General features: G+C 56.8%; 20 protein-coding genes and 1 pseudogene. 15 read left to right on the top strand and 6 right to left on the bottom strand.

The features are described 5' to 3' along the window. Window positions 1-33 precede the first annotated feature (33 nt). From LOY33_RS14055 to LOY33_RS14045, 3 genes are all read right to left on the bottom strand, one after another. The gene (locus tag LOY33_RS14055) at window positions 34-1,014 is read right to left on the bottom strand and encodes a FecR domain-containing protein (protein ID WP_258658939.1); all 981 of its coding nucleotides are present in this window, start codon (window positions 1,012-1,014) and stop codon (window positions 34-36) included. Next, window positions 1,011-1,541: a sigma-70 family RNA polymerase sigma factor gene (locus LOY33_RS14050; RefSeq protein ID WP_258658937.1), complete on the bottom strand. Its 531-nt coding sequence runs from the start codon at window positions 1,539-1,541 to the stop codon at window positions 1,011-1,013. The genes LOY33_RS14055 and LOY33_RS14050 overlap by 4 nt, the downstream gene beginning before the upstream one ends. Before the next feature lie 150 nt (window positions 1,542-1,691). Beyond that, the gene (locus LOY33_RS14045) at window positions 1,692-1,997 is read right to left on the bottom strand and encodes a DUF6124 family protein (RefSeq protein ID WP_158554935.1); all 306 of its coding nucleotides are present in this window, start codon (window positions 1,995-1,997) and stop codon (window positions 1,692-1,694) included. Window positions 1,998-2,458: 461 nt separating this feature from the next. On the opposite strand from LOY33_RS14045, the gene LOY33_RS14040 reads away from it, so the two are divergent. From LOY33_RS14040 to LOY33_RS13980, 13 genes and pseudogenes are all read left to right on the top strand, one after another. Continuing rightward, window positions 2,459-3,034, top strand: a complete 576-nt coding sequence (locus LOY33_RS14040; protein ID WP_258658933.1) for a hypothetical protein — start codon at window positions 2,459-2,461, stop codon at window positions 3,032-3,034. Window positions 3,035-3,339: 305 nt separating this feature from the next. Continuing rightward, complete coding sequence (locus tag LOY33_RS14035; protein WP_258658930.1) at window positions 3,340-3,933, top strand: hypothetical protein; 594 nt, start codon at window positions 3,340-3,342, stop codon at window positions 3,931-3,933. 1,133 nt (window positions 3,934-5,066) lie between these two features. Next, a complete protein-coding gene (locus LOY33_RS14030; protein WP_157811416.1) occupies window positions 5,067-5,684 on the top strand; it encodes a hypothetical protein in 618 nt (205 codons plus the stop codon). A gap of 208 nt (window positions 5,685-5,892) precedes the next feature. Next, window positions 5,893-6,318: a hypothetical protein gene (locus LOY33_RS14025; protein ID WP_258658924.1), complete on the top strand. Its 426-nt coding sequence runs from the start codon at window positions 5,893-5,895 to the stop codon at window positions 6,316-6,318. 556 nt (window positions 6,319-6,874) lie between these two features. Next, complete coding sequence (locus LOY33_RS14015) at window positions 6,875-7,378, top strand: hypothetical protein (protein WP_258658922.1); 504 nt, start codon at window positions 6,875-6,877, stop codon at window positions 7,376-7,378. 71 nt (window positions 7,379-7,449) lie between these two features. Next, window positions 7,450-7,671, top strand: a complete 222-nt coding sequence (locus LOY33_RS14010; protein ID WP_063611984.1) for a hypothetical protein — start codon at window positions 7,450-7,452, stop codon at window positions 7,669-7,671. A 156-nt stretch (window positions 7,672-7,827) separates the two neighbouring features. Continuing rightward, on the top strand, window positions 7,828-8,256 hold the full coding sequence (locus LOY33_RS14005; RefSeq protein WP_258658915.1) for a DUF6756 family protein: 429 nt from the start codon (window positions 7,828-7,830) through the stop codon (window positions 8,254-8,256). 998 nt (window positions 8,257-9,254) lie between these two features. Next, window positions 9,255-9,872: a hypothetical protein gene (locus LOY33_RS14000; protein WP_258658912.1), complete on the top strand. Its 618-nt coding sequence runs from the start codon at window positions 9,255-9,257 to the stop codon at window positions 9,870-9,872. 149 nt (window positions 9,873-10,021) lie between these two features. After that, window positions 10,022-10,221 (top strand): annotated as a pseudogene (locus LOY33_RS26085) (RHS repeat-associated core domain-containing protein); the annotation flags it as partial. A gap of 40 nt (window positions 10,222-10,261) precedes the next feature. Beyond that, window positions 10,262-10,777 (top strand): hypothetical protein, encoded by a 516-nt coding sequence (locus LOY33_RS13995; RefSeq protein WP_116054351.1) that lies wholly within the window; start codon window positions 10,262-10,264, stop codon window positions 10,775-10,777. A gap of 320 nt (window positions 10,778-11,097) precedes the next feature. Then, window positions 11,098-13,140: a TonB-dependent siderophore receptor gene (locus LOY33_RS13990; protein WP_258658911.1), complete on the top strand. Its 2,043-nt coding sequence runs from the start codon at window positions 11,098-11,100 to the stop codon at window positions 13,138-13,140. Further along, entirely contained in the window at window positions 13,127-14,428 is a 1,302-nt protein-coding gene (locus tag LOY33_RS13985; RefSeq protein WP_258658909.1) for an extracellular solute-binding protein, read from the top strand. Before LOY33_RS13990 ends, LOY33_RS13985 begins: the two co-directional genes overlap by 14 nt. Beyond that, a complete protein-coding gene (locus LOY33_RS13980; RefSeq protein ID WP_258658908.1) occupies window positions 14,425-15,759 on the top strand; it encodes a di-heme oxidoredictase family protein in 1,335 nt (444 codons plus the stop codon). Before LOY33_RS13985 ends, LOY33_RS13980 begins: the two co-directional genes overlap by 4 nt. A 91-nt stretch (window positions 15,760-15,850) precedes the next feature. Here LOY33_RS13980 and LOY33_RS13975 read toward each other — a convergent pair whose 3' ends face one another. After that, complete coding sequence (locus LOY33_RS13975) at window positions 15,851-16,099, bottom strand: hypothetical protein (protein ID WP_231390615.1); 249 nt, start codon at window positions 16,097-16,099, stop codon at window positions 15,851-15,853. A gap of 353 nt (window positions 16,100-16,452) precedes the next feature. On the opposite strand from LOY33_RS13975, the gene LOY33_RS13970 reads away from it, so the two are divergent. Then, on the top strand, window positions 16,453-17,679 hold the full coding sequence (locus tag LOY33_RS13970) for an MFS transporter (protein ID WP_258658893.1): 1,227 nt from the start codon (window positions 16,453-16,455) through the stop codon (window positions 17,677-17,679). Between the two features lie 102 nt (window positions 17,680-17,781). Here the strand turns inward: LOY33_RS13970 and LOY33_RS13965 are convergent, their stop codons facing one another. Both LOY33_RS13965 and LOY33_RS13960 read right to left on the bottom strand, forming a co-directional pair. Continuing rightward, entirely contained in the window at window positions 17,782-19,005 is a 1,224-nt protein-coding gene (locus LOY33_RS13965) for a hypothetical protein (protein WP_258658890.1), read from the bottom strand. 310 nt (window positions 19,006-19,315) lie between these two features. Further along, window positions 19,316-19,738: an NUDIX domain-containing protein gene (locus LOY33_RS13960; RefSeq protein ID WP_236176356.1), complete on the bottom strand. Its 423-nt coding sequence runs from the start codon at window positions 19,736-19,738 to the stop codon at window positions 19,316-19,318. A 333-nt stretch (window positions 19,739-20,071) separates the two neighbouring features. On the opposite strand from LOY33_RS13960, the gene LOY33_RS13955 reads away from it, so the two are divergent. After that, window positions 20,072-20,944: a universal stress protein gene (locus LOY33_RS13955; RefSeq protein WP_100632842.1), complete on the top strand. Its 873-nt coding sequence runs from the start codon at window positions 20,072-20,074 to the stop codon at window positions 20,942-20,944. The last annotated feature ends 26 nt before the right edge of the window (window positions 20,945-20,970 follow it).

Here is a 20,970-nt window from a genome sequence, read left to right as displayed (position 1 = left end):
CGTAAAAGTTTTTGAGATTTCTTCTCATCAGCCTTACCGGGCGACGATACGGGTCCATAACGGGGTAAAGCGTTCCACCCGCACCGGCAGCGAATCGCTCAGGGCGCTGAGGGCCTGGTCGATGTCATCGAGCTGGAACACGCCCGACACCTCCAGGTGCGCGATGGCCGGGTCGCAGCGCAGCCAGCCGTGGCGATAGCGCGCCAGTTCTGCGGTCAGCTCGCGCAGTTGCATGCGCTTGGCCACCAGTTGCCCGCGCGCCCAGGCGCTGGCATTGAGGGGGCTGGTTTCGACCCGCTGGCTGCCGATTGCATCGATCAGGTATTGCTCCCCGGCGGCAACCATCACCGGCTGGCCCTTGCCCTGAATCGCCACCACCCCATCCTCGACCCGCAACCGCGTGCCGCTGGCTTCATCACGCACCGCAAAGGCCGTACCGATGGCCTGCAACTGCGCATGCCGCGTGCTGACCCAGAAGCTGCGACGCCCGCCCGCCGTGGCGGCGTCCTTGCCGGTGTCGATAAAGATTTCGCCGCGCCGCAGCACGATCAACCGGCGCTGGGCGGTGAATTGCACGTCCACTGCACTGGCTGTGTTCAGTTGCAGGCGGGTGCCGTCGTCCAGCAAAAACTGACGGCGCTCGCCCACCTCGGTGGCGTAGTCCGCGCCCCAGGGCACCAGCGTGCTGTCACGCATCGACCAGCCGGTAACGCCGCTGGCCAGCAGCCCCACGCCCAGCAGCTTGAGCGCCTGGCGCCGGCTGTGACGACCGCCTTGCAGGCGTTGCAGTGTGTCCCGCGCCACCGAGCCGGGCAGTGCGGCCAGGCCCTGGAAGGTGGCATCGCTTTTCTGCAGCGCTTGCCAGGCCACCTCATGCAGCGCGTGCGCCTGACGCCAGCGTTGGCATGCCTCCAGCAGCTGCGGGTTGGCGCCGTCGGACTCGATGCGCACCAGCCAGCCGATGGCCTGGTCCAGCACGTTGTCGGGCAGTTCGGGCAATGGCGGGCGGCTCATCGCTGGGCCAGGTAGCAATGGCGAATGGCGCTGGCCATGTACTTCTCCACCGAACTCAGGCTTACCGCCAGGCGCTCGGCGATCTCCTTGTAGCTCAGGCCCTCCAGGCGCGACAGCAGAAAGGCCATGCGCACCTTGGGCGGCAGGCCGTTGAGCAAGGCGTCCACACGGGCCAGGGTTTCCAGCAGTATCAACTGCGACTCGGGCGACGGCACCTCGGCTTCGGGCAGGTGTGCGATGGCCTCCAGATACGCCCGCTCGACCCGCTGGCGACGCACGCGATCCACCAGCAGCCCGTGGGCCACGGTGCTCAACCAGGCACGCGGCTGACGCAACTGCTGCAGCTGCTCCGGCTTGCCGAGGATGTGCACGAAGATGTCATGGGCCAGGTCCGCCGCGTGGTCGCCGTGGCGCATGCGCTTGCGCAACCAGCCCAGCAACCAGGCGTGATGGTTGATGTACAGCGCACGAACATCGGAGTGAGGGGTGGGGGAAGTGGATGGCGACGACACGGAAAACCTCAGCATGATAGCCAGGTGCATTTGAGAATTTGTCGCATCCTAGTGCCAGTGGGCCGTGGACAGCAAGGGGAGAGTGCGTGATGTTGGGGGGCAGGTGGGGTTTTGGTGGGCGGAGCGAGCTCGGTAGGCCGCGTGTGCGGCCCGTGTGTTGCGTCGTTACTCGGGTGTCGCGTTTGCTTCCATGCCGTCCAGCACGGTGTCGATCAGTACGGTGCTCATTTCCAGCGATTGCTGTGCGGCGATCAGCAGCGTCTTGAACTGCTCGTCGGCACGTTCGCAGGCTTGGGCGGTGGTGTCCTTGGCGCATTGGATCTGGAGCGACAGGTGAACCAGGGCGTCTTCCAGCTCGATGCCTTCGCAGACTGAAAACAGGGGCGGGTGATTGCCGTTGCAACAGCCGAAGGCGGTGTAGGTGGGTTTGCGGCGGGGAGTAGCTGGCGGATCGGGAACGATTTTACTCATTGTGGTGCTCCTTCTGCAGTGGAGCTGCCACCGTTCGCCGCGACGCGAATGGGGTGGCAGCTGTACGCGGGTTCGCGGACCGAGGCAAAAGGAACTCGGCAGACCCGAAGGTCTCCCACGCACAGCCGCCATTACACAGAAAGCAGGCACAAAAAAAGCGCCTGCAATTTGTAGTGGTGGGGCGCTGTAGCGCCTTTTGCATTAGCGGGCCGCGACGCCCGGTCGCTGGATTGACAGCGACGTCGCAAGATTAGCGGGGTTGGGGTGGGGATTCAAGACGTTCTACAGCGGTATGCGCACCCCCCCCTGAAGCGGGAGCCAGATGCTTGTGCATTATTGCTCAGGCAGCAAGGCTGGATCCGCTCGATGCAACTGGCAAAGTTGACAGTTGTGACAAGCAAAATGACGTCGCAAGCTATCCAGGAGCACATAGCCGAGTGCCTTTCCTGGGAGCATCGATCATGAGTGCAACATCTTTCAGCGTACAACTCCAAAACGAAATGGAGGGTAAGATCAATTATTTCCACTACCAAAAGTTCGGCGACCCCGCCTCGGGTACAAAATCCGCATTAACATCGCCCCAAACTACTTATGACTTCAATCTCTACCCCGGCGGAAAGTTTATAGCGACGACCGCCGAGTCCTACCAAGCGCAGCTTGAAGATCCAAAACTTCTTCGATTCAAATTTACAAATAATTCAGGTTTTCCTGTCGGGTTGCTCCGCGTATACGGTGAGCCCCCTTATCCCGACTGGGTAATAGCCGCGCTGGAGGACATTCCGGGGGACGAAAGTGAGGAAGACGTTCAATCTCAGCGCGAGTTAACAATCGATAGATACAACCAAATGGTTGGGGGGGTGAATACAGGACCGAAGCGGTTTCCAGGGGGGGTACTACGGCGCTGGATCGACTACGAACCTCGCCGTGGCGACCCCTCTAAATGGTACGCATGGCTGCTACGTCCAGGAAGGTCAACTAGTGTGGCGGTAATCGAAGGAAGCGTATGGGCGGTGAGCGAAGCAAAAAACGAAGACTGACCTTTTCCCCTGGCAGCGCAACGGGGAGCTTGGGTGCTGTACAGAACTCAAGTGACCCTAGTTCAGCTCTCGCGTCGTCAGCATTTTTAAGTAGTGCGTGCGTTGAACAGAGGAGGGTGATTGCCGTTGCAACACCCTCCCTTTTTGAGTGGAGCTGCCATCTGATGTTCGGGTGGCGCAGTAGCAGTGCGCGAGGCCCGTTCGCTGGATTGCCTGCGAGCTTGCAAGGTTAGCGGGTTGGGCGCGGGGCTTCTACACGCTCTACACCTGTATGCGCCCCCCCCCATGAAGCGGGAGCCGGATGCTTGTGTATTATTGCTAAGACAGCAAGGCTGGATCGGCTCGATGCAACTGGCAAAGTTGACAGTTGTGACAAGCAAAATGACGTAGCAAACTATCTAGGAACACAAAGCCGCGTGGCTATCCTGGGAGCATCGATCATGAGTGCAAAAATCTCCAGCGCAACATCCTACAGCGTACAACTCCAAAACGAAATGGAGGGTAAAATCAATTATTTTCACTACCAAAAATTCAACGACCCCACCACGGGTACAAAATCCCCATTGAATTCGCCCCAAACCATTTATGACTTCGTTCTCTACCCCGGCGGAAGGTTTATAGCGACGACCGCCGATTCCTTAACTGCGCCACCTGAAGATCCAAAAAATCTTCTATTCAAATTGACAAATAATTCAGATTTTGACTTCTGTCTGATTGAGCTGAATTCTACCGACGCTTCCATTAAGAAATGGCTCAACTCAGACAATCCTACGGAGCAACCCGTCTACAAGGCAAAGTATAGACAGAGGCCAGTGTTGTCCAAACAGTCTGTGACGTTGGACTTCCCCAATGGAGGCCACTGGTATGTGGGCGAGATGCCAGATCGGAAACGCACATAGCCGCGCAATGGGGAGCTTGGCTTTGTAGAAAACTGAAGTGACGATAAATGCAGCGCTCGAGCTGTCAGCACCTGCCACATAAGTTCCAAACATTGGAGGTAGGCAACGCAAGTCAATGGGAAGTAGGTCAAAGGGGAGGCATGGTGGATGGCTAAAAAGTCCAGGCTGCTATTGGTATAGTTCAATGTTCCCTAAGATAGAGAAAATCTGACTAGTGGTTATTGAAATGCATTTAGTGGTTTAGGGTTTTAGAGCAGGTAGGCAGCATATGGCTGCGGTTAGATGTTGCATTATATCTATGCAGCAATAGGGGTGTGTACGTCATCGAAATTAATCGAATCCCTAGGTGATGTATGGAAGGACTTTCTCAACCACTGCGTAGCGCAAACCAATGAGATAAAAATTGCATAATTTCTGTAGGTTTTTTAAGCGCGTAACGGTGCGGTAGTTGTCCTTCAGCAAGTGCTGCTGGTATTTGGAGCGATCACGATCTTGACGAGCATGGAAGTGTGATGAGAGGGAAGCACAAAGAGCCCAATTGGGCGCTCTATCGACCTAAGTATTACTCAAATACCAGGATCGAAAATGATTAGTTCTGCAGAAGAATTTATTGGTCTAGTTGAAAGTTCTGTTGCTATTGGTAACAGTAGGGGTGTGATCGAATAGGCGAATCATGAAGTCTGGCCGGACGTTGCCAATAAATATCCAGGTTATGAAGGATGCATAATTTAGGGCAGTACAATTTCTTTTTGGCTGATTGGTTTTTTGTCCCGCAGCAAGAATTGCAACACGAGACATAGTGTCGCAATGAAGAGAGAGGCAGAGGAAAGTGTGTTTATCAAGCTGTCGGGCGACGATCACCCTATTGTTAGGCAGGCAGTTGCAGCAAGCAGAGAACATTCCGGTTACCCGGCTTAAGGATACGAGTAAAGGTAAAAACTACACATGCCTGTGCGTTAAAGGAACTACGTTGGGGCGCGAAGGAAAATATGATGAATCACTAGTTTTGCCCACCCAGATGGGCATCCTGACATGGTGGGGGAAAGGTTTCCCGATCATCATGATGGACCGCATGTGCATGCGCGAAATAAGAAAGGGCAAACTATAGTGTTTACTTATCCAGGGTGAATAAGATGTTTGAGGTTTTGGTGCATCGGTCAAGGTTCAAGGACTTCAAGAAAGGAGCCAACGAACTTATATCTTCGCTGCCAGCAAATGAAGATGATGAGTTTTCAGTTGTTATGGCGCGTGGCATGAGTGGGGCGTTAGGGTTTAATGCAGATGCTGCATCGCGAAAAGTACTAAATTCGCTGCTTGATGAATGCTATTGTTTTAACTCTCCGGATACCATTTATCCCCCAAGGCAAAGGAGAAATGGAGGGCTGCCAAATTTCTTTTTTAAGGACAGCGGGGGTGCTTTTTGTGAAATGGTAATGAAGCATGAAAGCTATATTGTAGCTTTAAAAAAATATATTGTTATTTCTCGGCACAGAAGTATTGAGAAACCATCACCCTCAGCTTTGTCGTTATTCTTACCTGATGATAAGTGGATTGAACGCCCATTGTATGAAGAGCTATTATCTTCTTGCGAATATTTTGGGATTTTGCAGCGCTCGGGAGAGCATGGGCGGGGCGCCTTCGATTTGATCGCGAGAGATATGGATGGTTTCTTGAACAAGCTAAAAAGCTTAGTAGGCGATGAAGGGCGCCTAGTGTTCATCGAAAATATGCGAAAAATGCCCTGTTGGTAGGGTGGCCAGTGTTGTGATGATCCGCGTTTTGACCCCATGGGACGGCTGGCGCGCATACCGCCAGTCAGGGTGACCAGTCGCAGAACGAGCGCTTTGCCTATGCCGACAATGGCAAGCTGAACCAGGCGCTCCGGGTTCGAGGTGTATTCGACTCTCATGATGGAAATAGGGCAATTACGATTTTTCCTGTTAGAGGAGGCTAGTAGTTATGGAGTTCTACATTTCGAGATCCGAGGAGGACGGTGAGCCAGAAGGATTTGACATGGGGGATATGAGGCTTTCCTCTGGCGATCAAGGTATAGACTCCAAGGAAGATTCAAGACTTCAGATGATGATATACTTGTCAATTACTTCCTTAATTGATGGCTTGGTGAAATTGAAAAACACAAGGTCTTTTGAATTTATCGGAGTTGATTCATCTTTTGCGTTATTATTTAAGATTAAAGGAGAAGTGCTTTCTGTTTTTTATCAGGGGCGTTTTTTTGCCGAAGCTAGTTATCGTGTTTTTTTAGGGATTATTGATCGTGAAGTCGATAGGTTCCTTGCTGAAGAAGGAATTTCTATTGTCGATTCGGTTTTTGATGATATGGAGGCTTCTAGGAAAAAAATCAAATCTTCAATCAATACTAAATAGAGCGTGTGGAAGTTTCCATTGGGAGTTGGCATTTTCTAAAAGAAATGCAGCCGCCAGGTGAGCAATCCTCAATGAATATGGCGATGTAATGAAGGAGAAGCACAAAGGGCCGAAAGGATAAATCATGACAAGTACATCACGCAAAGCAATACAATTTCTCATGATGTTATTGGGTTTTTTCTCCGCCAGTAAACATTGCAATACGAGACATGGCATTGCAATGAAGACGTCGGGAGAGAGGTGCTAATCAAGTTGTAGCGCAACGAGCATCCAATAGTTAGTCGGGCGGTTGCAGTAAACGAAAAAACACCGCGTGCAACGTTGAGATAGTTATGCCCTGATGTTGATCATGGAGTTAGTCAAGTTGCGGAGTGATGGCCAGTAAACGACACACTATGGGGATGGTACGTGGAAGCAGTATCGTGTGTCGGGAAAAGACCACGGAAATATTCCTAGGCCGAATATTAAATAAGCAAAAAAGAGTCCGCGCCAGATGGTAGGGTTCTTATCCACCAGGGGCGCGTATTAGCACCTCTCCCACATGAGGTTCCAAAAGGTGAATGAGTCAAACCATTTCAAATCATATGATTATAAATCATTTGCGTTAGCGAATAATGATCATGTTGTGACGGGCGTTGATTATTTGTGTTCAATTTATAAGTCGCACGAGCTTGCAGGCGATTTTATTTTTTGGTTCGCTAGGCTTATATGGCCGGCGTTCAAAATGCTAGATGGCAAGGTTTTTGTTGTTGAGTTGTTTGATGCCGAGCTATACCAACAACATTTAGATGTGAAAAGCACGCCTGGTAAAACTCAGTTCTGGGTGAACCTGCTAGAGATAACGGGCGTATTCGACAAGCTTTCGTTTGACCAGGCCATGGAGGTTGCTGTAATAGTATCTGAAAGCTGGAACTCTAAGATTTTGAAAGAATTTGGTGCGGAGCATGCCTTGGCACGATATATATTGGATGAAGATACGGGGGAGATATTCGTTACCATAGGGCTTTCATCCGAAGAAAATAACGAGCCTCAAGTAGATTTCAGTCTAAAACCGCACTAGGCAGGCAAGCAGGGATGATCCTGCTCGCCCGTTATGTGTAATGAGGGCAAGTTACTTACTTGCGAGTGATGATGAAGATGCCACCTCTAGGTGTAGTCGGTAAAGTTGTCAGCGGTCACGATGCGGGGTTGTATGTTAAGGTGATTTTTGATTTGGGTGATACGGACGGTTATTATGTATTAACCTCAAATAAATATGATTTCAGCGTGGGGTTTGATGACTGGATTGAGTCGAAAGAGAGCTTGATAAAGTACTTTGCAGAGTCGGGTTGGGTTGTTGATTGGTTGGGCTAAGGCGTTTATTGGGGGCGACTAGACTCGGTTAAAAGTGCATGCATATAGCATCTGGTGTTTTGAGTGCGCTGCAATACAGCATTTTTGAGGATTTGCAAAATATGTTGTCCGGCTGGAGCTACATCCTCACCGGCCTGATAAGAAGTAGGTAAAGTTATGTGTGAGAGTGAAGAAGTAAATTTGAGGTCAGAGTTGTCTGCTGCATTGATTTCAGAGGGGCTGAGTCCTAACGAAATCGAAGATAAAGAAAGAGTTACTTCTTTGATTGAAAAGAGATTCATCTCAGGAACCCCTAGGGCTTGGTGGCTATCACTGGTAAGTAAGCCGGAAGTGTATAGCTTTCCGGACAATTCTGGCTATCAACACTTTCTTGAAATATTTCCCGCAGGTAATGATAAAGTTTGGTTTGTAGTGGATGATGATAACAAGGAAAAATTTGTATTTTTTATTCCATTGAATAAAGTTCAGAATATTATTGAAAGTTGTCGTTTTTTTGAGTATTACGTGGTCGATGAAAATATTTCTTGGATGTTGGCTGAGAATGATCATGGTGAGATCTTGGTTTGTACAGGGGGAAGTTTATAGTTGAGGAGTATTTATATTTAGTGGTTGAGCTTAGGAAATTTCGATCTATTTAATGAGGTCGTAGCGAGAAAAATACTCAAAGCGACACATTCTGGATATTAGCTATTACGGCGGCCTGAACCTCTATAGTTACGTCGTTAGCCCAGTCGGATGGATTCATCCTTTAGGCTTGGCCGCACACAGGGGACGTATTCAAGCACAAGGAAAAAACCTTGAAGAGTCGGTGAGTTGGAACCAAGAAAATCCACTCACAGCAGAGGGCGCAAAGTTGAAAATCACAGAATTGAAAGACAAGCTAAGCAAAGAGGGATCTCAAAGTTAGGGAGGACACATTCAAACGAGCCGAAAAATTTATAGACAACGCATGCCTATGCGGCGTTCAGGGAGACAGCAAAAAAACATTTCTGGTTAAAGGCACTGCAAGCGAGATAGTCGAAACTACCTTGCTGGATAGAAAATCCGACAACTCACAAAGTTTTTGTATTTTTGGCAGCACAGATGTTCTTCGTAGAATTCATGAGAAGATGTCTGAGTGGATAAATAAACAGAAATAGGGCTAGTCGGGTGGAGCATGTCGAGGGTAAAATTTCAATGAGGGCCGTAGCTGAATAACCAGTAGGAATGAAGTGAACTAGAGCAGGACATGAATCATTCGCGCTCGCTAATAATGATCATGCCGTGACGGGCTTCGTCTATTTGTGTTAAATCTACAAGGCGCATGAGTTTTCAGGTCAATTTTATGTTTGCCTCGATAGGCAGGATATTCTAGTTGCCGAGCTTAATTCTGAAAGCAGGGGGAAAAATTGCGCATGTCTGTGCGCTAGAGGAAGTACGCTAGGACGGAAGGAAGAAGGCGCTAAGCCGCTAGTTTTTGATCACCCAGACGGGCACCCTCATATGGTAGGCGAAGGATTTCCTGCTCATCACGACGGGCCGCATGTGCACGCGAAAAACAAGAAAGGCGAAGTCATAGTGTTTACTTATCCGGGGTAGCTGGGATGTACGAAGTTTTGATTTGCAGATCGGAATTTAAGTATCTAAAAAAATACGCCAATGAGCGTATATCTTCACTACCGGCAAATGGTAATGATGAGCTTTCTGCTGTAATGGCGCGTGATCCGAATGGTAAGCTGGGGTTCGATGTGAATCAGGTAGCTGAAAGTATTTTAGATGAATTGTTGGGAGGGTGTTACTGCTTACGCGGCTCAGGCAGTGTTGATCATCCAGGAGTATTCCCCAAGGGAGGCATGCCGAATTTTTTCTTCAAAGATAAAGGTGGCGCATTTAGCAGTTTAGTTGCCTCGCATGAGCGCCATGTGCTAGCCATGAAAAAATACAGCATTCTTTCCCGCTATAGGCACACTGAGAAGCCAGAGCCTTCTGAGTTGTCGCACTTCCTGCAAGATGACAGCCGGATTGAAGAACCATTGTATGAAAGTCTGCTATCTTCTTGCGCATATTTTGGGATTTCTCAATGTGCGCAAGAGCATGGCTGGGGGGCATTTTATTTGATCTCCCAAGACATGGATGGTTTCTTGACTAAGTTAGAAAACTTAGTAGGCGATGAAGGGCGCCTAGTGTTCATCGAAAATATGCGAGAAATGCCCTGTTGGTAGGGCGGCCATCGTTGTGATGAACTACGTTTTGACCCCATGGGACGGCTGGCCGGACGTACCGCCAGCCTGGGTGTCCAGCCGCAGACCGAGCGCTTTGCCTATGCCGGCAATAGCAAGCTGATCCAGGCGGTCAATGCGGCGAGCACGCTGGTGAGGTGCATGAGGAGTGGTCGGCTTGGGCGAAGCAGGTAGGACTGGGTAACCCGCTACGGTTTCAGGGGCAGTATCACAACCGTGAGACCAGGCTGCATTACAACCGGTATCGGTACTATGATCCGTGGTAGGGCGATTTAGTGGGCAGAGCCCGATTAGTTGTTCGCGTGGATTGAATATGCAATGCCGCGCCCCGGTGTTTTACATTAAAAATACATATGCTGAGATTCAAATAGATGAAGTTACACGGGTTGTACGCAAAGATAATAAAAAAAGAAGCCTACAATGATCTGCGTTGCCTGGCAGGCGCGTTCGACGATTTTGAAGAATACCCCATCATTTCACGGGACAGCAGATTAAAAAAATTACAAAGGAAACTTGAGAAAAAAGACATCTCGGATTTTCTGTTGGGGCTTGCTGTTTTCGTATTGAATACCGTACGTGCACTCGCCCGCAGCAATCAAAGGCAGTTAGAGCTGACTGCCATCACCTTCACACGCTTCGATGCCAGCGGTGGCTCCACGTTGGTGCCCCAACTCTTCATATACCCAAGTACCGCAGCCAGCGCACTTCGCCAAACGCTTATCAAGAATCAACCTGAAACGGACTCAATGGAAATGACCAAGGTCAAGCAGCTGTTCACGACCTGCGGCTTCGTTGAGAGCTTCGTTTTTCTAGAGAGCAGGTTCTTTGACCACGCCTGCAACGAGGAACTTGTACGTATTTATGCCATCCCTCGACAGACGATGTAGCGCGCCTGGAGGGTAGGGGGTTCGATGTGTTTGCCGGCACTCCGGTGACACCTTGCCGTCGAGCGCAAAGCCGCTAGAAAGCCCCGCTTCTGGGTTGGTCAATTCGCTATATATTTTTGTGTACAGCGTTGTAACGTCCTGTGAACAACGCTAGCATTCCTGCCGTTTGGCCCTGCGCCATCCCGCTTTCCCCCCTAAAGCAACCACCGGCTGATCACCTTTTGGGGAGGTCGTGACCAGAAAAACCGTCGGTCGCTATATAAAATAATACACAACGTCGCCCGGGCGCCGCCTACGTCAAGGCCGACACAGGAGCAGCAATGAAGCCGCTAACACCGCACGCCCTGCTGGTTGCCGTCGCAGCCCTGGGCGGTGAATCCGCCCTCGCGGAGCAGAAAAACACCTTCACCCTCGGCGAAATTCAGATCTCCGCGCCCCAGGACGAAACCCTGTCCACCGGCGGCTCGGTCATCGACCTGAAGGACATCCGCCTGCACGACCGCGAAACCGTCGCCAGCGCGCTCACCCTGGCCCCCGGCGTCAACCTGGGCTATATCGGCGGTCGCGCCGAGCAAGTGGTGTTCGTGCGCGGCTTCGATCGCCTGCAGGTGCCGGTGTATATCGACGGCATCCCCACCTACGTGCCCTACGACGGCAACATCGACCTGGGCCGCTTCACCACCTACGACCTGTCGCGCATTCAGGTGGACAAGGGCTTTGCCTCGCTGCTGTACGGCCCCAACACCCTGGGCGGGGCGATCAACCTGGTTACCCGGCGCCCGGTGCAGGAATTCGAAGGCGAAGTGGGCGGAGGGCTGGAGCTGACCGATCACGGCAACGTGAACGCCTACCGCACCTACGCCAACGTGGGTTCCAACCAGGGCGCGTGGTGGATGCAGGGCGGGGTATCGTATGTGGATTACGACTACACCCTGCTGCCCGACGACTTCAAACCCACCAACAACCAGCAAGGCACCGGCCGGCGCGAGAACAGCGACCACCGCGACACCAAGTTCAGCTTCAAGCTGGGCTTCACCCCCAACGAAACCGATGAATACGTGCTCGGCTACGTTCAGCAGGAGGGCAGCAAGGGCCAGCCCACCTATGCCGGCAAGCTGCCGCCGACCGGCCAGCGCGCACGCTGGTGGGAGTGGCCGCGCTCGGACAACACCAGCGTGTTCATCGCCACCAAAACCGGCTTTGGCGAGCACTTTCTGAAAACCCGTGTGTACCACGACACCTTCAAGAACTCGCTGGAAAGCTTCGCCTACCGCAACGGCGTGGTGGGTAACCTGCAGAAGGGCTTCCCGAGCAAGTACGACGACGAGAGCACCGGCTTCTCGGTGGAAGGCGACCTGGCCCTGACCGAGAACAACCGCCTGGGCATCGCCTACCACTTCAAGGATGACGTGCACCGCTCCCGCGATGGCGACAGCCCGCAAACCCACTTTCGCGACCAGACCCAGTCGATTGCCCTGGAAGACACCCTGCGCCTGAACGAGATTTTCAGCGTGGTGGGCGGCGTTTCCTACAACTACCGCAAGAGCCTGGATGCCGAAAACTACGGCACCACCGCCAGCTCGCCCAAGCAGGCCGTGCTGTACGACGAACCCACCGGCAGCAACGACGCGGTCAACGCGCAGCTCGGCCTGTTCGCCAACACCAACCCGCTGCTGGGCACCGATGACAACGGCCAACTGCGCCTCACCGTGGCGCGCAAAAGCCGCTTTGCGACCATCAAGGACCGCTACTCGACCCGCTTCGGTACGGTCATCCCCAGCCCGGACCTGAAGTCCGAACGCGCCACGCACTACGAGTTCGGCTACAGCGGCCAGGTTGCCCCGCAATGGCAGCTGGATGCGGCGCTGTTCGTGGCCAATATCGAAGACTCCATCCAGAAGGTCACCGTGCCCGCGCAGGACAACTGCGCCGCGCCCTGCGGCCAGTTCCAGAACATCGCCAAGGCGCGCAACCAGGGGGTGGAGCTGGGCATCAACGGCGACCTGGGCGAGTGGGAGCTGGCAGCCAACTACACCTTCCTCGACCGCGAGAACCGCAGCGACCGCGACCTGCACCCCACCGACACCCCGCGCCACAGCCTGTTCGGCTCGGCCTCGTGGAACCTCGACGCCTGGAAGCACACCGCCAGCGTGGAGGCGGCCTCGCGTCGCTACAACACCTCCGACGCCACCCAGATGGCACCGGGCTACGCGGTGTACAACCTCAAGACCGGCTACCGCTTCAGCAACGACGTGCTGATCGAGGGCGGCGTGCGCAACCTGTTCGACCGCCTGTACGAGTACAGCGAGGGCTACCCGGAAATGGGCCGTCAATATTTCGTGCAATTCAATGTGCCGCTGTAACCGCTGGCTGGCGGGCCTGCTGCTGGCGTTCAGCGGCCTGCTGAGCGCGGCCCCGCAAAGCGTGGTGGTGATGACCAGCTACCCCCAGGAGGTGATGACGCGGGTGGAGGATGGCTTCGCCCAGGCCCACCCGGAGTATCGCCTGCAGGTCCTCTGGCGCCAGGGCTTCGATGCCTTGCCGTACCTGCTGCAAGCCAGACAGGGCGGGGTGGATGTGTACTGGGCGCCGTCGCCGGGCAACTTCACCCGGCTGGCGAAGGCGGGCAGTTGGCAGCCGCTGGGTATCAGCCTGGAGGGCCTGCCGGCGCAGATCGGCGGCCTGGCGTTGCGTGATCAAAAAAACCTGTACCAGGCGACTGAGCTGGCAGGTTACGGCTTTGCCATCAACGCCGCGTCGCTCGCCGAGCTGGGCGTGCCCACGCCCAAGGACTGGCCCGACCTGCTTGACGCCCGGTTGCGCGGGCGGGTGGCGCTGCCCGACCCGGGCCGGGTCGGGTTTGCCCCGGTGCTGCTGGATATCGTGCTGCGCGCCTATGGCTGGGAGCGCGGCTGGGCCCTGTGGAGCGAGCTGGCCGGGCAGGCGCGGCTGGTCACGCGCGGCGGTACGCTGGTGAGTGACGAAGTCACCAGCGGGCGGGCAGCGGTTGGCTTGTCGATCGACTTCTTCGTCGCCTCGGCCAAGGCCAATGACGAGCCGGTGGACTTCGTGTACCCGGCCCACGGCGGGCTCAACCCGGCATTCATCGCCATTACCGCAAGCACCCAGGCGCCGGCCGGTGCCCGGGCGTTCGCACGGTACGTGTTGTCCGACGCCGGGCAGGCGCTGCTGGCCGATGCCGACATTCGCAAGCTGCCGGTGCGCCCGAGCGTGTATGCGCAGCTGCCCGCGCAGTACCACGACCCGTTCGTTGCCGCGGGGCACGGCGCCTATGACTACGGCAACGGCAGCTCGCGCGAACGCCTGGCGCTGATCAGTTCGCTGTTCACCCAATGGCTGGGCCTGCCCCACGAGGCGCTGAACGAACTCTGGACGCGGCTGCACGCGGCCGAAGCGGCGGGGCATGACGTAGCCGCCATACGTCAGCTGTTGACCGCGCCGCCACTGACTGCCGGGCAAGCCGAGGCCAAGCCGTTGCTGGGCCTGTTCGCGGCACGTCAGGACAAGGGCATGGCCCACGAGCCGGCAACCGACCAGGATGCACTGGGCCGCACCGAGATCACCTGGCAATTCCAGGCCGCGCTGCAGCGGGCAGAGGCGGCGCGGTTGCTGGAGGGGCTGGGTCAGTGACCGTTGTGCGCATCGCCGGGCTGTCGATCGGTTTGCTGGTGAGCGCGCTCGCCAGCGCCGATGTCACCCACACCGCGGTCAACCGTGAAGCCTATGCCCAGCCCTTCGCCGGGCTGGACGAAGGCCAGCTGGAGCGCTTCTTTCGCGGGCGCAGCCTGTTCCGGCAGGCGTGGGTGGTCGCGCCGTCTCGCGACGAAGCGGTGGATGGGCTCGGGCCGTTGTACAACCGGGTGTCGTGCATCGCCTGCCACCCCAAGAACGGTCGTGGCCAGGCGCCGCAGCAGGGGGAGGCGATGCGCAGCCTGTTGCTGCGCCTGTCCGTGCCGGGCCGCGATGCCCACGGCGGGCCGAAGCCTCATCCTGTGTATGGCGACCAGCTCAACGACCAAGGTGTGCCCGGCGTGCCGGGGGAAGGGCGGGCCCATGTGTACTGGCAGGAACACGCGGTGCCGCTGGGCGATGGCGAAACCGTGATGCTGCGCACGCCGCGTGTCGACCTGCGGGAGCTGGCCTATGGGCCACTGGACGGGGTGTTGACCTCGGCGCGGGTGGGCTCGCCGGTATTCGGCCTCGGTTTGCTGGAGGCCATCGAGGCCAGCACGCTGCAGGCCATGGCGGCTGAAGCCAAGCCCGACGGCGTGACCGGGCGCGTCAATCAGGTGTGGAGTGTGGAGCGACAGCGTGCCGAGGCGGGCCGCTTTGGCCTCAAGGCCAACCAGCCCGACCTGCGCCAACAGATCGCCCACGCCATGCTGGGCGACCTGGGCATCACCTCCACGCTGGCTCCTGAGCAGAACTGCACGCCTGCCCAACAGGCCTGCGCGCAGGCGCCCCACGGCGGCGAGCCGGAGCTGGACGCGATGCAGCTTGGTGACCTGCATTTCTACCTCGCCCACCTGGCCGTGCCTGCGCGCCGGCAGCAGGCCGAGCCTGCGGTTGTGCAGGGTGAAAAACTGTTTGCCGCGATTGGCTGCACGGCCTGTCACCGGCCCGAACTGGTCACGGGCACACACCTGCTGTACCCGGCGCTGAGCCAGCAACGGATCGCGCCGTACACCGATTTGTTGTTGCACGACATGGGCGAGGGGTTGGCCGATGGCCGTGAGGACTTTCTCGCCAACGGCCGCGAGTGGCGCACCCCTGCGCTGTGGGGGCTTGGGCTGGGTGAGCGGATCAACCACGGCAGTGGCTACCTGCACGACGGCCGAGCGCGCACGCTGGAGGAAGCCATCGTGTGGCATGGCGGTGAAGCGCAAGTGGCCCGGCAGCGCTATGTAACGCTGGGGGCGAAGGAACGGGCGGCGATTCGGGCGTTTCTTGAGTCGCTGTAGGGCGCTGGACCCAAGGCGATCATCTCTCAGTGACGGGAGCGCGATTCAGCGTGAGAAGGCCAGGGCATGAAGCCCTGGCCAATCGCAACCGTCACTTTTTCTTTTTCGCAGGTTTATCTGCCTTGTCCGACTTCTTGGCCTTCTCTGGCTTGCTGTCCGATTTTTTTGCAGATTTCTTGGGTTCGGCATCTTTTTTCTTGTCTTTCTTTTCTTTCTTTTCAGAGGCTTTGGAAAGAGCCGATGCCGCAGCTGATTTCTTTGCCGATGATGACTTCTTGTCTTTCAAATCCTTGCTGGCTTTTGAAGACCCGTCTTTGCTTTTCTTCTCGTCCTTAGCCACGTTGACCACCTCTGATAGCGCTTGCCGGTATTGGCACGTTGCCTGTGGGATCATCCACATGCTGATCATTAGGCGAGTTCGCCCAGAGGCGGTTCAAATTATTTGAGACGCTGGGCAGGGCCTTGGCGGATGTTGCGTCAGGTACCGGGGCTTGGCATGCCCGGCAAGCTGGGCCAAGCTTGCATGGGCCTGCAGCAGTTGCTCTACTACGGGCCTTTCATCGATAGCGCTGATGATTACTATCAAAGGGCCCGCCTGTCGGCGCGGTAAAACCCGCTTGTATAATCGCCTTCGATTTTTCCCCGCTTCCCGCGCCTGCTCAAGGCGTCATTTCCCCCATGGAACCCAGCACCATGCCAAGCGCAAGCCAGGCCCCTAGCGGCCTTCCCGAACACAATCAACAGAGCGTCAAACAGCAGTGGCTGGCGATTCTCTCGGTCGCGGTGGGCGCCTTTGCCCTGGTGACCAGCGAATTTCTGCCGGTGGGCGTACTCAACGATGTCGCCAGCGACCTGGGCATCAGTGCCGGTCGTGCCGGCCTGATGGTGACGCTGCCCGGCATCATGGCCGCACTCGCCGCGCCCTTGCTGTCGGTGGGCATCGGCGCGATGGACCGGCGCTACCTGCTGATCGGCCTGACCCTGATCATGATCATCGCCAATGCGGTGGTGGCCTACGCCACCGACTTCAGCCTGCTGCTGTTCGGCCGTGTGCTGCTGGGGGTGAGCATCGGCGGGTTCTGGGCCACGGCCATCGCCCTCAGCGGCCGCCTGGCCCCCAAGGGTGTGGGGGTAGCCCAGGCCACCTCGATCATCATGGTGGGTGTGACCCTGGCCACCGTGCTGGGCGTGCCCGTCGGCACCTGGCTCAGTGGCCTGATGGGCTGGCGCATGACCTTCCTGGTGACCGCGCTGGTGGGTGTACCGGTGCTGCTGGCCCAGGTGTTCCTGCTGCCGCGGCTCAACCCCGACAAGGCCATTCGCATCAGTGACCTGCCGGCACTGTTCATCAATCCGCAGGCCCGGGTCGGCCTGATTGCGGTGTTGCTGATCGGCCTGGCGCACTTTGCCGCGTACACCTATGTGGCACCGTTCTTCAAGCAAAGCGCCGGCTTCGATGGGCCGACCATTGGCTCGCTGCTGTTGCTGTATGGCGTGGCCGGGGTGCTGGGGAATGTCTTCGCCGGGTTTGCCGCCAACCGCAGCGTACGTTACACGCTGATGCTGGTGGCGCTGATGATTGCCGTCAGCACGGCGCTGTTCCCTTACTTCGCCACCGGCATGACCGGTGCGGTGATGCTGATCGCGCTGTGGGGCTTTGCCTTCGGTGCCTTTCCGGCCTGCGCCAGCATCTGGATGTTCGTGGTGGCGCCCAAGGATGTCGAGCGTGGCATGCCGCTGTTCGTGGCTTTGTTTCAGGTGATCATTGCGCTGGGGTCGTTCTTTGGCGGGCGCATCGTCGACCAGATGGGCAGCTCGGTGCTGCTGAGCCTGGCCACGGCACTGGTGGGCTGCGGGTTTGTCACGGTGCTGGTGCTGGGGCGCAAGGTCAGTAACCGAATGGCGGTTCAGCCTTGCTAGCAGCCCGGCGTATGGGCTGACGTCAATCTTGATGGGGCCGCGTGTGCGGCCTTGCAGATCGCTGAGATTCGATAGCACCCAAATCAGCACTTCATTGCTGATCTACGGCGCATAGAAACACCCGCCCAGCGGGTCAGTCCACACCAGCTCCCCAGTAGCGGGGCGGCGCATCAGGTTGTCGAGCTTGGCATCCACGTCACATTCATGGCGCTGCGCAAATTCCGCCGCCCTGGCGAGTGTGATCAACACCCCCGCCAGCGCGGGATGCTCACCGGCCAAGGCCAGGCACTGTTCAGCAAGCACGGCGTTGGCCGGCAGATCATCATTGTCGTCGAGCAACCCCGACAGCAGGCTGGCAAGCAACGGCTCGCTGGCCTCATCCACGCTTATCAACCTTTCCACTTCGGCCAGCCAGTAGAACTCGTTTTCGCTTCCCCTGAATGAAGCGTCAGAGGGCCCCACGGCGCCATAGTCGTGAATGACCTCGACGACATTACGGTTGCCCTGGGCCCACTGCCGGGCAAGAAAATTGTGGCCGCAACCTTCGAGCGTGAGGCGATAGAGCCTAGTACCGTGCTCGAACAGCATGCTGCTCGAACCCTGGCAAAGGAACGTCGCCTGGTTCAGCGGCGCGCTTGCCAGAATCGCCTGGAAGTGTTTGCCCGCCAGCACCGGTTGATCAGCCATGCCCATTCCCCCGCTGAAGTTGCCGACCCCTGATGCTTGAACAGCCGCTTTCGAGAGCAGGCCAAGCCTGCTTCTCGGGTGATCCCTTTCCCCAAGCCAGTTGGGGATCAAGGCGCCTTGCGCCGCAAAGTGCTCGACATGCACCACGGTGATTCTGCCGTCTGTGTAGGCCACGGCGTTGATCATCTTCCATGCGCCGGGGCGGGCATGGCGCAACAGCGCGTAGGCAGACGCGACATAGTTCATCCCCGTGCCCAGGCCGAACATCACGATCAGTCGGGTCTCTTGCGGCAGGTCGCGAAGAAAGGCCGTTGTACAGTTGCTGGCCACCGACTTGCCGAACGGGCTGGCAATGAACTTGTCCAGCATCCCGCCGCCTGATCCTTTCCAGGTACCAGCCTTGCGGTCGTGGCGCTCTACGGTGCAACGGATGAGCGATGCGAAATGAAAGCGCCCGTTGTTGTCCGCAATAAGGCGGTCCACCTGTTGCTTGAGCCTGTCAGGCGGGGCGGCGGGGATAAGGCCCACGTGGGCCAGAATCTTGCCCACATTGAGACGACTGCCCTTGTAGGCGATGTCGTCGTGAGGTGTGCAGGCAAGTGCCCCCGCCTGAGTGGGGCCCTTGGAGAAGCCCAGCACAACCACCTCTGGCGTAGTACTGCCCCATGCCAGCGGGTTTGCCGTAATACGCCACTCGCCCTCGGTGCGAGTGGCTACATCGAATGCTGGCGCACTCTCGGTGTGGCAACGCGAGCAGGAGACTCTGCCGTGACGGGGTAAGCAACTCATCAATCCTCCCAAGGTGCCGACGTTTGAAGTAGCAGGGCGCCACAAGATGGACTCGATCCGGCTATTACGCGGCAACTGCGAGCAGCGTAGTTGACGTTGTTTACTTTGCCATCAGCGTGTCTACCGCCCGTTTGTGCTCGGCCAATAGCCGACATGGCGCCTAGCCGGGCACGGGTGCTTCAGTGAGGCCAAGTCGAAGGAAGCTCAATGCATCCTTGTAGAGTGGGTGCCATGCGTCGGATGGCTCGCTATGGAGTGGATGCCAGAAAAACCTGAACGCGTGCCCTCCGTCATCCTGGGTAAAGTGAACCCAGGTGTCGGGAAGCTCGTGGGTGACGTGACACTCATGAAATGCCCACACATGCCCGGTTACCTCAGCGCGCCACACGCCAAGATTTCGTCCCACCGTGCCTTGAATTCCGGCTTCCTCGAACAGTTCTCGTACAGCAGCGTCTTCGCTCGGCTCACCTGGCTCCACACTTCCCTTGACCAACTGCAGGCCCGCCAACGGATGCGCGAACGCCAGAATCTCCAACGTTTCACGGCTGCGCAGCACCACCGGGCAAGCTTTATCCACTGCCATGTTGTTCTCCCCTTGGCTCATTGCTGTTGAGTGTTGAGCGCGTCGAAAGCTGAACGATGTCAGCTGCCTTCAACACTGCACGATCTTAAAGCATCCATCCGGCTCTGCCGGGTTTTTGCCTCCCTCCCAAGTTCAGGACAAACCAGGCAGCACACTGATGAACCCTGCCCACATGTTGCAGTTTGTTGCCGCAGCCAGATGCCTGGCCTTGAGGTTGACGCAAATCAAGCTGCTGCCTATGGGGTTCGGGAGACCATGGCGGCACGAAAGGAGCGGATCGACAGCAGGCCAACGCCTCGATCCGCATGCGCCACATTGCATAAGGAGCCCCACATGAGCCCGTTGAAGCACGTACTGGTTGCCACCGATTTGTCCACTTCTGCGCGCAACGCAGCAGAGCGGGCCGCACTCCTGAGCCAGGCGCAGCATGCCGCGCTGGACCTTCTCTACGTTGCCAACCCCGCGCCTTACGAGCGCCTCAAGCAGGTTGTGGTACCCGATGACAACCTGTTGAATCGCGTGCTGGAAAGTGCCGGCGAAAACCTGCGTGCAGTGGCTGCCATGCTGTTCCACCGCTACGCCATCTCCGCTGGCACACAGGTCGCGCCCGGTTCGGTGGCTACCGAAATCACCCGTGTGGTGCAAGACAAACACACCAACCTGCTGGTATGCGGGGCCAAGGGGCAGAACCTGGCGCGCCGCCTGCTGGGCTCCACCGTGCAGCGCATGCTGAGCCGCATGCACTGCCCGATGCTGGTGGTCAAACAGGCCCCGCGCGAGGCGTACCGCCGCGTGCTGGTGCCGGTTGATTTTTCGCCCTCGTCCCTGCGTGCCATCGAGCTGGCAAAAGCCGTGGCCCCGCAGGCCGAAATCATTCTGATGCACGCGTTCGAAGCGCCCTTCGAGGGCAGCATGCGCTTTGCCTACATCGACCAGGACACCCTCACGCACTACCGCAACGCCATCAAGAAGGATGCCGTGGAGCAACTTGCGGCCCTGAGCGAAGCCGCCGGCCTGCCCAATGCTCGGCAGATCGTGGCACACGGCGACGCAGCCTGGCGGATCGTGGAAACCGAGCAGGAGCTGGACTGCGACCTGATCGTGGTCGGCAAGCAGGGCGAAAGCGCGCTGGAAGAGCTGCTGGTGGGCAGCGTCACCAAGCACGTGCTGAGCGAATCGCAGTGCGATGTGTTGGTGTCGATCTAGGGGCTGTAGGTAGGGCAGGGGGCCGG

The organism is Pseudomonas sp. B21-036, assembly GCF_024748925.1.
GTDB classification, from domain to species: domain Bacteria; phylum Pseudomonadota; class Gammaproteobacteria; order Pseudomonadales; family Pseudomonadaceae; genus Aquipseudomonas; species Aquipseudomonas palmensis.
Note: the sequence above shows the minus strand (reverse complement) of the source record. Positions and strands in the feature narration are given on the sequence as shown.